The organism is Kribbella sp. NPDC054772, assembly GCF_053611945.1.
In genome coordinates this window covers 92,467-109,543 of the sequence record NZ_JBSHBJ010000010.1, presented here as the reverse complement: position 1 = coordinate 109,543, position 17,077 = coordinate 92,467, and the positions used below count along the sequence as shown (strand labels likewise).

The 17,077-nt window shown below is 69.9% G+C and carries 5 protein-coding genes and 1 tRNA gene; 4 read left to right on the top strand and 2 right to left on the bottom strand.

Features of this window, described 5'->3' with window-relative positions:
* Positions 1 to 105: 105 nt before the first annotated feature.
* Entirely contained in the window at positions 106 to 2,835 is a 2,730-nt protein-coding gene (gene aceE / locus ACWGID_RS18510) for a pyruvate dehydrogenase (acetyl-transferring), homodimeric type (RefSeq protein WP_452198249.1), read from the bottom strand.
* Positions 2,836 to 3,143: 308 nt separating this feature from the next.
* On the opposite strand from aceE, the gene ACWGID_RS18505 reads away from it, so the two are divergent.
* The 3 genes from ACWGID_RS18505 to ACWGID_RS18495 all read left to right on the top strand — a co-directional run bounded on the left by ACWGID_RS18505 (position 3,144) and on the right by ACWGID_RS18495 (position 4,147).
* Positions 3,144 to 3,587 (top strand): DUF3052 domain-containing protein, encoded by a 444-nt coding sequence (locus ACWGID_RS18505; RefSeq protein ID WP_452198011.1) that lies wholly within the window; start codon positions 3,144 to 3,146, stop codon positions 3,585 to 3,587.
* Complete coding sequence (locus tag ACWGID_RS18500; RefSeq protein ID WP_452198009.1) at positions 3,584 to 4,054, top strand: peroxiredoxin; 471 nt, start codon at positions 3,584 to 3,586, stop codon at positions 4,052 to 4,054. The genes ACWGID_RS18505 and ACWGID_RS18500 overlap by 4 nt, the downstream gene beginning before the upstream one ends.
* Before the next feature lie 21 nt (positions 4,055 to 4,075).
* Positions 4,076 to 4,147: transfer RNA gene (locus ACWGID_RS18495), tRNA-Val, on the top strand.
* A gap of 3 nt (positions 4,148 to 4,150) precedes the next feature.
* Here ACWGID_RS18495 and ACWGID_RS18490 read toward each other — a convergent pair.
* Positions 4,151 to 5,257, bottom strand: coding sequence for a serine hydrolase domain-containing protein (locus tag ACWGID_RS18490; RefSeq protein WP_452198007.1), 1,107 nt, complete (start codon positions 5,255 to 5,257; stop codon positions 4,151 to 4,153).
* A gap of 502 nt (positions 5,258 to 5,759) precedes the next feature.
* Between ACWGID_RS18490 and ACWGID_RS18485 the strand changes: the two genes are divergently transcribed.
* The coding region (locus ACWGID_RS18485) for an AMP-binding protein (RefSeq protein WP_452198005.1) at positions 5,760 to 17,077 on the top strand (11,318 nt) is incomplete at its 3' end.

Here is a 17,077-nt window from a genome sequence, read left to right as displayed (position 1 = left end):
GCACTGCCCACCGTCGTGCCCGGCGTCGCCGCCGGCCAGGTCTCCCCCCCGCCCGTCGGCGCGCCGGGGCGCCGCGGCGCCCCCCCCCCCGAGGCGATCCGGGACTCAGGCCCCGGCGCCCTCCTGCTTCACGCCGGCGACCGCGGTCGGGTCGTCGATGCGGTACTTGCGGGCCGCCTCGGCGGCGACCTCCGGCTTCACGTCACCGCGCTTGGCGAGGATCTCCAGCGTGGCGACCACGATCGACTCGGCGTCGACGTGGAAGTGCCGCCGCGCCGCCGCCCGGGTGTCGGCCAGACCCCAACCGTCGGTACCGAGCGAGGTGTAGTCGTTCGGCACCCAGCGGGAGATCTGGTCCTGCACCGCGCGCATGAAGTCGCTGACGGCAACGACCGGACCCTTGGTGTCCTTCAGTTGCTCGGTGATGAACGGCACCTGCTCCGGCTCGTCCGGGTGCAGCAGGCTGTGCTCCTCGGCCGCGATCGCGTTCCGGCGCAGCTCGTTCCACGAGGTCACGGACCAGATGTCCGCGGCCACCGAGTACTCCTCAGCGAGGATCTGCTGGGCCTTGACCACCCACGGCAGCGCGACACCGGAGCCGAGCAGCTGGACCCGCGGCGCGTCGTCGCCGTCCGCGGTCTGACCCTCGTTGAAGCGGTACATGCCCTTCAGCAGGGCCGCGACGTCGAGGTTCTCCGGCTCGGCCGGCTGCGCCACCGGCTCGTTGTAGACCGTCAGGTAGTAGAAGACGTCCTCGCCGAACGGCTTGGCGTCGTCCAGACCGTAGCCGTACATCCGGCGCAGGCCGTCCTTGACGATGTACGCGACCTCGTAGGCGAAGCCCGGGTCGTAGTGCACCGCCGCCGGGTTCGTGGAGGCGAGCAGCGGCGAGTGACCGTCCGCGTGCTGCAGTCCCTCACCCGTCAGCGTCGTCCGCCCGGCGGTCGCGCCGACCAGGAAGCCCCGGCCGAGCTGGTCGCCGAGCGCCCAGAGCGAGTCACCGGTCCGCTGGAAGCCGAACATCGAGTAGAAGATGTAGAACGGGATCATCGGCTCGCCGTGCGTCGCGTACGACGTACCGGCGGCGATCATCGAGCCCATCGCACCGGCTTCGCTGATGCCCTCGTGCAGCAGCTGACCCTGCTCGGACTCCTTGTAGGACAGCAGCAGGTTGCGGTCGACGGCCTCGTACTGCTGCCCGTGCGGCGAGTAGATCTTCGCCGTCGGGAACATCGAGTCCATACCGAACGTGCGGTACTCGTCCGGGGCGATCGGGACGATCCGGTCGCCGATCTCCGGGTCCTTCATCAGGTCGCGGAACAGCCGCACCAGCGCCATCGTGGTCGCCACCGGCTGGTTGCTGCCCTTGCTCAGCGGCTTGTAGACCGCGTCGCCCGGCAGTGTCAGCGAGGTCTTCGGCGCGACCCGGCGCTCCGGCAGCGAACCACCGAGCTGCTTACGCCGCTCCATCATGTACTGGTACTCCGGCGAGTCGGTGCCGGGGTGGAAGTACGGCGGGTTGTACGCGTCCTCGAGGTCCTTGTCCTCGATCGGCAGGTACAGCCGGTCGCGGAACGCTTTCAGGTCCTCCGAGGTCAGCTTCTTCATCTGGTGGGTCGCGTTCCGGCCCTCCAGCGCCTCGATCGTCCAGCCCTTGATGGTCTGGGCGAGGATCACGGTCGGCTGCCCGACGTGCTCGGTCGCGCTCTTGAACGCGGCGTACACCTTGCGGTAGTCGTGACCGCCGCGGGGCAGCTTGCGCAGCTCCTCGTCGGACAGGCCGCTGACCATCTGGCGCAGCCGCGCGTCGCCGCCGAAGAAGTTGTTCCGGATGTACTCACCGGATTCCACGGAGTACGTCTGGAACTGGCCGTCCGGCGTGCTGTTCATCTTGTTCAGCAGCGCGCCGTCGTGGTCCTGGGCCAGCAGGCTGTCCCACTCGCGGCCCCAGATCACCTTGATGACGTTCCAGCCGGCGCCGCGGAAGTACGCCTCCAGCTCCTGGATGACCTTGCCGTTGCCACGGACCGGTCCGTCCAGCTGCTGCAGGTTGCAGTTGATCACGAAGGTGAGGTTGTCGAGCTCCTCGCGCGCGGCCAGGCCGATCGCGCCGAGCGACTCCGGCTCACCCATCTCGCCGTCACCGAGGAACGCCCAGACGTGCTGCTGGCTGGTGTCCTTGATGCCGCGGTTGTGCAGGTACCGGTTGAAGCGCGCCTGGTAGATCGAGTTCAGCGCGGCGAGCCCCATCGAGACCGTCGGGAACTCCCAGAAGTCCGGCATCAACCGCGGGTGCGGGTACGACGACAGGCCGTTGTGCGGCCCGCGCGACACCTCCTGGCGGAAACCGTCCAGTGCGTCCGCGCTCAACCGGCCCTCGAGGAAGGCGCGCGCGTACATACCGGGGGAGGCGTGCCCCTGGATGAAGATCTGGTCGCCACCGCCGGGATGGTCCTTGCCCCGGAAGAAGTGGTTGAAACCGACCTCGTACAGGCTGGCGGCCGACTGGTAGGTGGCGATGTGACCGCCGACCTCCAGGCCCTTGCGGTTCGCCTTGCTCACCATCACCGCGGCGTTCCACCGGATGAAGGCCCGGATCCGGCGCTCGATGTGCTCGTCGCCGGGGAACCAGGGCTCCCGCTCGGGTGGAATCGAGTTGATGTAGTCGGTGCTCCGCAGTGCGGGCACTCCGACCTGTCGCTCCCGGGCTCGTTCGATCAGCTTGAGCATCAGGTAGCGCGCTCGCGCCTTGCCCCGTTCGTCCAGGACGGCGTCGAGCGATTCGACCCATTCACGCGTCTCGTCAGGGTCGATGTCGGGGAGCTGGGTGGGCATCCCCTCGGTGATGATGGCTGGTGGTTCGTGTCCGGAAGCCACGGTGTCCTGCCGTTCTCTCTGGTTGTGTTCACCCGCAATCCTGTCACCTGTTCGGAATGCGTTCTACTTCGCCTTCCCAGAAGGCTCCATTCCGGCTCGCCAGGCGTGATGCCAGCGGACACGCCCGGTACCCGGCACGCGCATACCGGACACGTCACGGAACCCTGGTGCATACTTGCGCGACGCGGTACGTCACGATGGACTATCGCTAGTTGAGTGGCTTTGACACCTACCCCCGGGCAAGCGGGGACCACGGAGGAGGACACGTGAGCGCGACCGCGGATCACGCGGACGGCAAGAGCGGAGTGCCGAACATGGCGTCCCGGCTGGGCCTGGAGGCCGGCTGGGTCGTGCAGGAGATCGGGTACGACGACGACTGCGACGACGACCTGCGTGATGCGATCCGGGCCATCACCGGAGAGGACTTCGCCGGTGAGGACACCGATGAGGTCGTGGACGCAGTCCTGCTCTGGTTCCGTGAGGACGACGGCGACCTGGTCGACGCGTTCTTCGACATCCTGACCGACCTGAAGGCCGGTGGCGTGGTGTGGCTGCTGACCCCCAAGGTCGGCCGCGACGGCTACGTGGAGACCAGCGACATCACCGAGGCCGCACCGGTCGCGGGGCTGGCCACCACGAGCACGCTGAGCGTCACCGACGACTGGTCGGCCACCAAGTTGGTGGTTCCGAAGTCCGGTCGCCGCGGGTGACGGTCCCGGCTGCGGGCAGCCGGGCACCCGACTTCAGCACACGGAACCAGTACGGCGAACAGGTCCGGTTGAGCGACTACGCCGGCCACCGGGACGTCGTACTGGTTTTCTATCCCTATGCGTTCAGTCAGGTCTGCACGAGTGAGCTGGCCGAACTCCGCGACCGGCCGGACCTGCTGGCCGCCGCGGAGTTCCTGGCGATCTCGTGCGACCCGATGTTCACACTCCGGGCGTACGCCGACGCACAGCGGCTGGATTTCGGTCTCCTGACCGATTTCTGGCCACATGGTGCGATCGCGTCGTCCTACGGCGTCCTCGACCCCACCCAAGGCTGCGCTCGCCGCGGCACCTTTGTCATAGACCAAACCGGCCTCATCCGCTGGTCAGTCGTCAACCCAATCGCAGAGGCCCGCAACCCAGACGACTACGCAACAGCCTTGGCAAGTTTGAGGCCAGACCTCAGGTAGACTCCTGCGGTCGCTGGATCCGGGCGAATAGCTCAGCGGTAGAGCGCTTCCCTTACAAGGAAGATGTCGGGGGTTCGATCCCCTCTTCGCCCACCCCTATTTCTTTCCGAACACGGCCTTGACCAGGCGGTCGAGGGCTGGGGGGAAGATCTCCAGGAGGTTGACGTCGGCGTCGGCCATGGTGATGGCGGCGGTAAGGGTCTTGGTGCCGTCGGCGGTGCTGTACATCAGGGCGCCGTACCCGCCGGGGGCGCTGCCGTTGTGGTGGTAGAGGGTCTGGCCGTCGACGTCCTGCTTGAACAGGCCCAGGCCGTAGTTCAGCGGTCCGCTCTTCGGCTCCGGGGTACGCATCTCGGCCAGCAGGTCGGCGGGGATCAGCTTGCCGGCCTGGAGTGCGGAGGCGAACAGGTGCAGGTCGCGGGTGGTCGAGAGCATGCTTCCGGCGGCGAACAGAAGTGACGGGTTCTGCTCGGTGACGTCGACGACCTTCCACTCCTCGCCGTCCTGGTAGCGGAAGTAGCCGTGCGAGTGCGACCCGGGGATGTCGGTCCGATCACCCGGCTCGATGGTGCCCGTCAGGCCGAGCGGCTCGATGATGCGGCTCTGCAGTTCCTCGGACAGGGTGCGACCGGTGACCGCCTCGATCACCAGCGCTGCGACGGTGTAGTTGGTGTTCGAGTAGCTCCACTCGGCGCCCGGCTCGAAACGGGCCGGCTTGGCGAGCGCGAACTCGACCAGCTCGTCCGGCGTGTAGCCCTGCAGGCGGTTGTCGGCCCACTCCTTGCCGGTCGCGGGGAGGCCCATGACGACGGTGCCGTCCGGGTAGTACTCACCGGTGTAGTTGAACAGCCCGCTCGTGTGGTTCAGCAGCATCCGCAGCGTGATCCGCGGGTCCAGCTCGAACCGGAGCAGGTGACCGGCCACCGGGCCGTCCAGCTCGAGCTTGCCTTCGGCCACCAGTTGCAGCGCGATCGTCGAGACGAACGTCTTGGTCACGCTGCCGACCCGGAACTGACCGTCCATCGGCGGCTGCTCGGTCTGCCCGATCTCGCGGATCCCGGCAGTACGCACCCACTCGCCGTGCTCGTCGTGCACCCGCAGCTCGAGACCGCCGAACCCGGCGTCGACAAACTCCTGCACGGCCTTCTGCAGCTCAGCCCGGTTCTGCTCGACGGTGCCGTGGTCCGGGGACTGGATCGACATGTTTCGTACTCCTCATTCGGTGGTCTTGCTGACGTCGACAACACTCCCCGGGAGCCCTGACATGGGACCGCCACAGCGCTGACGCGGCGTGACGACGAGCAGCTGGTACGCCGCTCGCGGGCCGCTGATCGGGCACGGGTGCACGGCTTTCGTACGGCGCGTATCGGAACCCGCCGTCACTCGTTGGAAGCATGTCGGCGGTACCAGGGTTCCTGCCGGAATTCTTAACCTTCGGCTGGTGAGAACGGACTCCTCCAGGGCGGGTCGCGGCTGGTAGGGTTCACGGCTGTCGGTCGGCGCGATGACGCACCGGGTGCCCCCGGTCGCGGCATGGTTCCGGCAGGTGGAAAACGGGGCTGCTGTCGGTGTGAAGTGAGGCGGGTCTGCCCAGAACCCGCTCCGTCCAGTTGGGGAGGCACGTGTCCGTGGGTCGCCAACCGGCCGGCGTCTTCCCGCGTCCCGTCGTACTCACGGGTGAGTCTCTGCTGGTGGTGGCATCGGCGTGAGAAGTGGTGCGGACCGGCCGGCGATCTCCACCGGGCCGGCGTTGATGATTCCTGCTGGCTACCCCCGCGACCTGCCGAGCGCGTTGCTCCGGGCGGCGCGTGACTACGGCAGCGCCGGCGTCGTCGAGATCGGGCCGGACGGGCGCGAGACCAAGCTCGATTTCCCGACGTTGCTCGAACTGGCCGCGCGGATCCTCGCCGGCTTGCGCGCGAACGGCGTACGGGCCGGTGATCCCGCGGTCGTGCACTGCACGGAGCCTGTCGGCTTCTTCGCGGCATTCTGGGCCTGCACGCTCGGTGGCATCCGGCCGCTGCTCGTCGCGCCGCACCCGGCCGGCGACCGTACCGAGGAGGGCCGCGAGCGGCTCCGCAAGATCACCGACCTGCTCGGCTGGACGGTGCTGATCGGCCGCCCGTCGGATCTGCCGAACGACCTCGGCCTGCCGGTTCTCGACCCGGACGCGATGGCGGGGCATGAGCCGACGTCCGACTTCCATCGACCGGCGGCGGACGACGTCGCCGTACTGATGCTGTCGTCCGGGACCACGGGCGCGCCGAAGATGGTGCAGCTGACGCACCGCGGGCTGGTCGAGTTCGCGGCCGGTACGCCGGCGATGCTGCCGGTGCGGCCCGGTCAGACGACGCTGAACTGGCTCCCGCTGGATCGCAGCGGCGCGTTCCTGCTGTACCACCTGCTGCCGGTGTTCACGGGGTGCACGAACATCCACGTGAACGCCGACTGGGTGCTGGCGAATCCGCTGCGCTGGCTGGACCTGATGGACCAGCACCGGGTGAACCACTCGTGGTCGCCGAACTTCGGGTACCGGCTCACCACCCAGGCGATCGCGGGCGAGCCGGACCGGCATTGGGACCTGTCAGCGCTGCGCAGTCTGGTCAGCGGCGGCGAGCAGATCACGGTGCCGGTGGTGTCGGAGTTCCTGCGGGTGACGAACCGGTTCGGCGTGGTGCCGGAGACGTTCGTCGCGGCGTGGGGGATGACCGAGACGGTCACCGGGATCACGTTCGCCCGGCCTGGCCTGACGCCGAACGTGCACCGCGTACGCATCCCACCGACCGGTGTTGTCGAGTGGGTCGACCAGCGCCCGTCCTCCGGCAAGGTCGCGGTCGCACGCCCGGGCAAGCCGCGGACCGAGGCGCCTGGCGTCCTCAGCCTGGTGTCGGTGGGCGCGCCTGCTCCCGGTACGACGGTGCGCATCGTCGCACCGAACGGCGCCGTACTGCCCGAGGGCCGGATCGGTCAGCTGCAGGTCGCGTCCGCGCGCGTCACGCCCGGGTACCTCGGCAATCTCGAGGCTGACCGCGCCGCGTTCCCGGTCGGCAACTGGCCGGCCCGCAAGTGGCTCGCGACCGGCGACCAGGGCTTCATCACCGGCGGCCAGGTCGTCATCACCGGCCGCGACAGCGAACGCATCATCCTGTCCGGCAAGCTCCACTACGCCCACGACATCGAGTCCGTCGCCGCCACGGTGGTCGGCGCCGAACACGGCCTGCTCGCCGCCTGCGGCGTCGCCGACGAGGTCACCGGTACCGACCGCCTGGTCGTCTTCTACGCCCTGACCCCGGACTCCGTCCCCGGCATGGACCAGGCCATCCGCAGCCTGATCCAGACCCGCCTCGGCCTGCCCGCCGAGGTCGTCGGCGTACCGCGCCGCGACTTCCCGACCACCCCCAGCGGCAAGATCCTCCGCCCCCTGCTCAAACAACGCTGGCTCGAAGGCACCCTGGAACACCAGACCGCCCCCCACGTCGAACCAGCCGGCGCCACCTCCAGCTCCGGCCCCACCGGCCAGGGCCCGTCAACCACCCCCGAAACCACCCCGTACGCCGACGAGGACGCCTCCGAACGCACCACCGAACTCCCAGTGGTCCGCCTCGCCTGGAAACGCGAACTCCAACAATCCATCCCCACACCCCCCGAACGCCCCACCCTCCGAACCACCCCGGACCCCACACCGTCTGCCCCGGAGTCCGCGCCGTCTGCGTCGGAGCCCGCACCATCGGTCTCGGAGCCCGCGCGACTTGCCTCGGAGCCCGCGCCATCGTCTGAGCCCACACGCTCTTCCGAGCCCGCGTCGGCTTCCGAGCTCGCGTCGCCCTCTCAGCTCGCACCGCCGTCCGAGCCCTCGCGCCCGTCCGACTCGACGCCGTCCTCTGGGCCCGCGCCACTGTCAGATGCGACGCCCGACTCTGCAGTCACACCTGACTCTGCGCCCGCGGCTGACTCTGATGATTCCAAGGCGCCATCGGCCGCCTCCGCCCCGTCGCCCGGCCACGAGCTGACCTCAAGACCACCCGCCTCCGCAACGCCCATCACGTTGGCGCCAGCCCGCCCTCCGGCACCCACCGCTGAGGCCACCGAGCAGGCAGCGGACACTGCGGAGACCGACGCAGCATCCAGAGGAACCACAACCGACGTACCCGATTCCAACCTGCAAACGGCTGACAAGACTGAGCCGACCGCAGACGACGAAGCAGACACCGTCGAACTGCAACGGGTACCAACGCACCCCGAGCCTGCCCAGCCGACCGTCAGCTCCAAGACAACCGACGTCCGCCGCCAGTACGCCGCTCCGCCCGCGCCGGCCAACGACTCGGACGACTCGCCTGCAGGCCAAGGCTCAGCACACACCTCTGCCGACCCCAAGCCCGTCAAGGCCACCGCCCCCTCAACCAGCGCGGACCTTCACGACAACCACGCCCCAACCACCACCAACGCGACCGCCGTAGCGGTGCCTGAGGCAACCACCGACGCAACTGCCGCCGAGGCTTCCGACGCCGCCGACGCCGCGGTCGATGCGACCAACGGCGAGGTAGTCGCCGACGCCACCGCGGACAAGGCTGCCGAAGCAACTGAGGACCTCGCCGCTGCGGACGGGACTCCAGAGCCCGCCGCCGACGATGCCACTGACGCCGAGCCAACGGCTAACGCGGCCGCCGACGGGACCACCGACGCCACCGCGGGCACGGCGGCAGATGCAACGGCTGACGCAGAGGCAACCGCCGATGGCACCGACCTGCGTGCCGATGGGAACTCGGTCACGACCTCTGACGCAACGGCTGACGCTGTCGCCGAGCCGAGCGCTGACGACACCGACACGCGTACTGACGCATCCGTCGACGCCACCCCGGTCACGGCGGCAGATGCAACGGCTGACGCAGATGCTGAGGCGAGCGCCACACCTATCGACGCGCGTTCCGATGGGACCGCAGACGCCGCTGATGAGGCGGTGACCATCGCGTCGGCAGAACCGACCGACGACGCCACTGACACCACCGAGGACACGAACGCCGACGCAGCTGCTGACGCGACCGACGACGGCACTGACACCACCGCGGATGCGACCGTCGACGTAGGTGAAGGACCGACGGTTGGCGTGGCTGCAGGTACGACCGGTGGGGCTGCCGAGGTCACTGATACGGCTGACGACGAGAGCGCTGAAGTAGCTGGGGATGAGGCCATTGCGTCGCCGATCGTTGCCGACGGCACCGTTTCGGAGAGCACCGCCTCTGACGACTCCGAGGACTCAGAAGACACGACGTCCGTTGACGATTCCTCCGGGCAGGTCTACGACGGTGAAGCCCCGGCATCGGAGACGGCAGCATCTGCGGACCTGGCGTCGGTGCAGAAGTCGGGCTCCGAGGAGACCGACGGCGAGACCGAGCAGGCTGGCCGTACGGTCGCCGGCGAGGCGGTTTCCGGCGACGAGACCCTCGGGGACGGTGCGTCGCAGGAGACGGCTGACGAGGCCGACGACGAGGCGGTCGACACCACCCACGAGGGGACGTCCGACAGCGCCGACGACGAGACTGCCGGCGCGCTCGGCGACGCCGCCGCTGCAGTTGAGCCGGTGGTCGCTGGCGCTGCAGTCTCGGGTGATGTGGCATCCGCTGCTGTGGCCTCGGCTGACGTTGCGTCTGGCGAGACGGATGCGGATGGCGAGGTCGTTGGCGGGATCGACACCGAGGTCGCGGCTGTTGAAGGCGCGGTTGCTGGCGGTGTGATCTCCGGTAGTGACGCGGCTGGCGAGGTCGATGGCCAGGTTGAGCTGGCTGAGCAGACGGCGTCTGGCGACGCGGGCTCCCCGGACGTTGCTTCTGGCGACGCTGGCGGTGAGGCCGGCGATGTGGTCGTGGCGGGCGAGGCTGGCTCCGAGGATGCGGGCTCCGGTGACGTGAGCTCGGACGGCGCCGATGTCGTGAGCTCGGTCGGTGCGGGCGTGGAATCGGATGGTGCCGAGGGCGTTGGCTCGGACGGTGCCGAGGATGACTTTGAGACGACTGAGCTTCCGGCTATCTCGGTACCGGTGAGCACGGCGGCGTCTGCAGCGGACGACTCGTCGAGCGACGAGGTTGAGTCGGCGGGTACGGCGCCTGTTGGAGCCGAGCAGGCGCAGGTCGTGGAGGATGGCGCGGCGTCTGGTGAGGTCGGCGGCGCGGCGTCTGCGGGCGGCGTGGACGACGTACCCCTGCCGTCCGATGCCGATGAGGCAGAGTCGGTAGAGGCTGCTGGAGTTGAGTCCGCGCGGGTTGTGGGGGATGGCGCTGAGTCCGCGGGCGTGGACGGCGGACCGGCGGTATCGGATGCCGTTGAGGCGGAGACTGCTGGAGTTGGGTCGTCGCGGGTCGTCGAGGATGGCGCTGGCTCCGCGGGTGGTGGGGACGACGTACCTGAGGCTGTTGAGGCCGCAGATGCGGTCGAGTCGGATGTTGTGGCGGGTGGGGCTGCGGCTGGCTCGGTGGTGGAGCGGCGGGCTGCGGCTGAGGTTGTGCTGGCTGCCTCGGTTGTTGATGTGTTTGCGGCGGGTGGAGACGGCGGTGTGCCGGCGCTGGTCGAGGGCAGTGCTGATGAGTCGGTAGCTGGCGCGGAGTCTGTCGGGGAGACGGCTGCTGGTCGGTTGGCGGCTGCGGATGGTGCGGGCGAGGATGCGCCGGCTGCTGGGGTTGAGGTGGCGGCGGAGGAATCGACGGCGGCGGTCTCGGCTGACGTGCAGGTGAAGAACCTTGCACGGGTCGCAGAGGCCGAGCAGGTCGCAGAGTCCGAGCAGACCGCGGACGTCGAGCCGGTCGCGGATGTTGAGCCGGTCGCGGATGTTGAGCCGGCTGCGGACGCTGAGCAGGCTGAGGACGCCAAGCAGGCTGAGGACGTTGAGCAGGGCGAAGACGTTGAGCGGGCTGAGGACGTCGAGCAGGTCGAGAACGTCGAGCAGTCCGAGGGGGCTGGGGACGTTGCGGGCGCTGGGGTTGCGAAGGGTGGGGAGCCTGCTGGGCAGGGGATGAAAGCTGGGCAGGTTGCTAATCCTGCTCGGGTTGCTAGTGGTGGGCGGGTTGTTGGGCCTGGGCGGGGGGAGAAGGGGGCGCCGGGTGCCTCTCGGCGGGCTGGGGTTGTGGTGGAGCCCGTGGCTGTGGTGGGGGTGGCCGGGCGGTTCCCAGGGGCGGAGACGCTGGAGGCGTTTTGGGACAACCTGGTCGGGGGAGTGGAGAGCGTTCGGCGTGGGGTGCCGGAGGCGGGGGACGGGGTTGTCTCCGTCAGTGGGGTGCTGGATCACGTCGAGTCGTTCGATGCGAAGTTCTTCGGGTTGAGCGACCGCGAGGCCGAGCTGATGGAGCCGGCGCAGCGGTTGTTCCTCGAGGTGTGTCACCAGGCGCTGGAGCACGGCGGGTACGCCGGTACGACGAGCCGGGTCGGTGTGTTCGCGGGCTCGGGGATGAATCTGTACAACCGGCAGCACCAGTCGCGGGACTCGCTCGCGACCCGGGTTGCGTACCGGTTGGGGCTGACCGGGCCGGCGATCGGTGTGCAGTCGGCGTGGTCGTCGTCGCTGGTCGCGGTGCATCTGGCGTGCCAGGCGTTGCGATCGGGGGACGCGGATCTCGCGCTCGCCGGCGCCGCCGCCGTACAGGTGCCGCAGGCAACTAGTTATCACCCGGCGCCGGGGTCGATCCTGTCGCCGACCGGGCACGTCCGGGCGTTCGCCGCGGACGCCGACGGCACCGTGGGCGGGAACGGCGTCGCCGCGGTGCTGCTGAAGCGGCTCGACCAGGCGCTGGCCGACGGTGACACCGTGTACGCCGTGATCCGCGGTACGGCGGTCAGCAACGCCGACGCACCGCCTGCTCACCAGGCCGACCTGATCGGGCGCGCGCTCGAGCGGGCCGGGTTCGACGCGGACTCGCTCAGCTACATCGAGGCGAACGGGATCGGCAGCCCGACCGCCGACGCCGCCGAGGTGAAGGCGCTGACGGCCGCGCTTCGTCGGCAGACCGACAAGGTCGGGTTCTGCGCGCTCGGATCGGTGAAGTCGAACATCGGCCACCTGGACAGTGCCGCCGGGATGGCAGGCCTGATCAAGACGATCCTGATGCTGCAGCACCGAACGCTGGTGCCGACGATCAACTACACCGAGCCGAACCCGGCGCTCGCCCTCGACGGCAGCCCGTTCGTCGTCAACACCGAGGTGCGCGACTGGGAAGCGGGTACGACCCTCCGCGCCGGCGTCAGCGCCCTGGACGCGGGCGGGACCAACGCGCACGTGATCCTCGAGGAAGCGCCGCGCCAGATCCGCCGCGGTGACGACGGCCCCGTCGTACTCCCGCTGTCCGCACCCGACCCGGACGCGCTCGCGGATCTGGTCGAGCTGTACCGCACCGACCTCGGCCACGGCACCGGCCACCGCCTCATCGATCTCGCCGGTACGGCGGCCCTCGGGCGGCCCGCGCATCGGCACCGGATCGCGGTCGCCGGTGCGACGGAGTCCGAGCTCGTCGATGCGCTCGGCTCCGCGCAGGCGACCGAGATCCCGCGTGGTGGGCCCGGCCCGCTCGGGTACGCGTTCACCGGGCAGGGCGCCGCACGGCGTGGCATGGCCGCTGGGCTCGCGGCTCGTTTCCCAGTGTTCCGCTCGGTGCTTGACGAGTGCGACCGCGTCTATCACGAGGAGACCGGCGGCAGCCTGCTCGAGCTCCTGCTCACCCCGGCCGGTACGGCGGAGGGCGTGTGGCCGACCGAGACGGCGCAGCCCGCGCTGTTCGCGTTCGAGCTCGCCCTGGCGCGCCTTTGGCAGTCGTTCGGCGTGCAGCCTGCGCTGGTCGTCGGCCACAGCGTCGGTGAGTACGCCGCTCTGTGCGTTGCTGGTGCGCTCTCGCTCGCGGACGGCGTACGCCTGACTGCGAAGCGCGGCGAGCTGATGCAGCGCGGCACGGTACCGGGCGCGATGGTTGCCGTCCGCGCCGACGCCGACCGCGTTCGGGAGATCGCCCGGACCGCCGGCGTGGAGGTTGCCGCTGGCAACGGTCCGCAGTCGTTCGTGCTGACCGGGTCCGAGGTGATCGTTGGCCAGCTCGCGGCGCAGTTGGACCAGCTGGAGGTCGCGTGGCAGCGGTTGGACGTCGACCGGGCGTTCCACAGTTCGTTGGTCGACCCAATACTGTCGGACTTCGCGGAGATCGTTCGCGAGATCACGCTGAAGCCGCTGCGGACGCCGATGGTGTCGAGCTGGTCGGGTGACCTGCTCGAATCCGGGACAGTGCTGGACAGCGACTACCTGGTCGGTCAGCTGCGGCAGCCGGTGCTGTTCGGTGACGCGGTCGAGGCAGTCACCGCCGCCGGGTGCCGGCGGTTCCTCGAGCTCGGGCCGGACGCCGTACTGAGTCCCGCCGGTCGCCGGATCGCGCCGAACAGCACGTGGATCCCGGCGCAGCGTCTCGGCCAGGACCCGGTGCTCGCGACCATGAACGGTCTCGCCGAGCTGTACGAGCAGGGCGCCGAGATCGCGTGGGCGAAGGTCTACGCGGACGGTGGCCGGGTCCCGTTGCCGACGTACCCGTTCCGGCGGGTGCACCACCCGGTCGACCCGTCGGTGACGGTGCACAGCGGCCCGGGTACGGCGATGCTCGTGGAGACCACGCAGCGCACGCAGCCGAACCCGTTCGAGCGCGCCGCGCGGGCGCAGGCCGTGGTGTTCGAGCCGCCGTCGAACGCGGCGGTGAAGCGGATCCCGCTCGACCCGCCGGAGCCGGTCGCGGGCGATCTGGTCGGGACGATTGACGATGGCGTGGACGACGGGGAGCGGTCGCCGTTCGCGTTGCCCGCCGAGACGCATCAGATCGATGCGGATTACCTGGCGCAGGCGGGGTCGCTGTCGGGTGACGCGATGTCGGCGGAGCGGTACCGCGAGTCGCTGGACGTCGTACTGGACATCACTTGCGAGGTTCACAACCTCGACCCGTACGACCTGACTGTGGATCACACGTTTGCCGAGCTGGGGGCGACGCCGGCGTCGATGGCGCCGGTGATCGACGAGCTGAACAGCCGCTTCGAGGTGGAGCTGGCGCCGGACGACCTGTTCCTCAGCTACACCACGCCACACAAACTCGCGACCGCCGTCGCCGTCCTAACCGCCGAGCCGGAGCCCGAGCCCGAGCAGCCGACGGGGGCCGCGGGGGATGAGGCCGCAGCGGACGGGGTCGCCGAGGGCGACGTTGCCAAGGACGAGGTCGCCGAGCACGAGGTCGCCAAGGACGAGGAGTCGTCTGACGAGCGACGGTCCCAGGTGCAGGCGTCCGACGAGCAAGAGTCCGAGGCGCAGGCATCCAAGGCGCAGGCATCCAAGGAGCAAGGCTCGAAGGAGCAGGTTTCCGAGGGGCGGACGTCCGAGCAGGAGATGTCCGAGGGGCAGGTGTCCGACGAGCGCGGTTCCGAGGAGCCGGATGCGCGTGCTGCGCTGGCTGTTCTTGGTACCGGGCTTGCCGAGCTGGCGGCGAAGGTCGATGAGGCCGCCGCGGCGACCAGCGAGGCCGAGCTGCCGGGCAGCGGTATGGCGGCGCTCATGTCCCAGCAGCTCCGAGTCGCCGGCCAACTGGTCGATGGCGTCACCAAGCTGATGCGCGAACAGCTCGCCCTACTCGTCGAGCCGACCGAACAACCAGCCGACGACCCGCGGAGCGACGGCGCAGACCAGGCCGATGGCGCGGACGCCGGTGGCGACGCGGACCCGGCCGGTGGTGAAGCGGGCCGATCTGGTGAACGCGCGGACCTGGCTGGCGACGACGCTGACGCCGCCGGTGACGAAGCGGACGTAGCTGGTGACGGCACGGACCCGGCCGGTGGCGCGGACGCCGCCGACGATGCCGACCTGGCCGGTGACGAAACAGGCCGCTCCGGTGAGGGCGCGAACCTGGCTGATGGCTCCGGTGCTGACGCCGGTGACGACGCGGACCTGGCCGGTGACGACGCTGACTCCGCCGACGTCGACCCGGCTGACGTGGACACAGCCGACGTTGAGTCGGCGGGCGCGGACTCGGTGGAGGTGGATGCGGTCGGCGTGGACTCGGTTGACGGGGACCGGGCAGGTGTGGATTCAGCGGGCGTGGACTCGGCCGACGCAGTTTCAGCGGCCGTTGACTCGGCCGACGCGGACTCAACCGACGTGGACTCGGCTGGCGTGGACTCGGGTGACGGGGACTCGGCGGAGACCTGGGTTGGTGACGAGGGGCGCGGGTCTCGCGGTGCGGCGGAGGCGGGCCCGGATGATGGGGCGCGGCGGCGGGAGTTTGCGTACTGGCAGCAGGTCCTGGCTGGTGCCGAACCGTTGGTGCTCCCCGCGGATCGGGTTCGTGCTGCCGGTGACGACGATGTCGCCTCGGTGAAGCAGGAGCTCGACGAGGAGCTCGGGGACGCGGTTTTCGCGTACAGCCGGGAGCGCAAGCTCAGTCCGGTGATGACGATGCTCGCCGCGGTCGCGACCGTGCTCGGCCGGTTCGCGGCGCAGGACGACGTGACGATCGGCTCGGCGCTGATCCGGCCGAAGGGTGACACGTCGACCGACCCGCGCCGCCCGTTGCCGTTGCGGATCGACCTGTCCGGCGAGCCTGACCTCGGCGAGCTCACGCAGCGGATCCGCGACCTCACCACGGCCGCGTTCGAGCACGCCGGTACCGATCTGGCCATCCTCGAGCGGGACCCGCTGTTCCAGATCCTGGTCGACTTCGAGGACGGCGACGACGAACTGCCCGCGACGGTCGACCTGCGGTTCCGGCTCACGCATCACGGCGCCGGCATCACCTGTACGGCGGACTACCGGTCCGCACTGTTCGAGCAGCGCACGATCGAGCGCCTGCTCGACTACCTGGCCGAAGTGTTGCGCAGGGCAACTACCCGCCCGAACCTCCGGCTGCCCGAACTCACCCTGCCGATCGAGTCCGACTTGGAAGCACTCCGCGAGCTGGAGGCGGATGCCACCCCCGCCGGTCCGGTCGGCCGGGTACGCCGGGACGCGGTCGTCGCCGGTGAACTCAGCGGACTGCACACCCTGTTCGAGCAGCAGGTAGCCCGGACGCCGGACGCGATCGCCCTGATTCAGGGTGAGCGCGAGCTGACGTACGCCGAGCTGGACCGCCGCGCGAACGCAGTCGCCTGGCAGCTGGTCGATCTGGGCGTGAAGCCGGGTCAGCTGGTCGCCGTCCGTGTCGCGCGGGGCACCGAGATGGTCGTCGCCGTGCTCGCAGTCCTGAAGTCCGGTGCGGCGTACCTTCCGCTGGATCCCGGCGTACCGGAGTCTCGGTGGGCGTTCATGGTGCAGGACGCGGCGACGGTGGCGCTCGTCGGTGACGACGCCGCGCTCGCGGACCGGCTCGGTCTGCGGCTGGTTCCGGTGGCGGCGCTCGACGGTGACGCGCGGGCGCGGCAGGCGCCGCCGGTGCGGGCCGCGGCGGACGACATCGCGTACTGCATCTACACCTCCGGCTCGACGGGGAACCCGAAGGGCGTCGTGGTCCCGCACCGTGGCCCGGTGAACCTGGTCCGGCACTACCTGCGGACCCGGTCGTCGCTGCGGACACTGCAGTGGACCTCGTTCGGGTTCGACGTGCATGTCCAGGAGATGTTCACGACGCTGGCGTCCGGTGCCGCGCTGGTGCTGATCGGCGAGGACGACCGGTACGACCCGGATGCCGTCGTCGCGGCGCTCCGTGACCACGGGGTCGAGCGGCTGTTCATGGCGTTCAGCCCGCTGACCGCGCTGCTGGCCACGATGCGGCGGCTGCCCGAGCTGCCCGCGCTGCGGGAGATCGTCGCGGGTGGTGAGGCGATGGTGCTGACGCACAAGGTGCGCGACTTCCTCGACGCGCACCCGGAGTGCCGGCTGTTCAACGAGTACGGGCCGGCCGAGGCATCGATCGTGACCACGATCCACGAGGTCGACCCGGCCGAGGACCGGGGGGGGGGGCGGGGGGGGGGGGGGCGGGGGGCGGGGACGCGGGGGGGTGGCCGCCGCGCCGCCGGGGGGCGAGCTGGCAC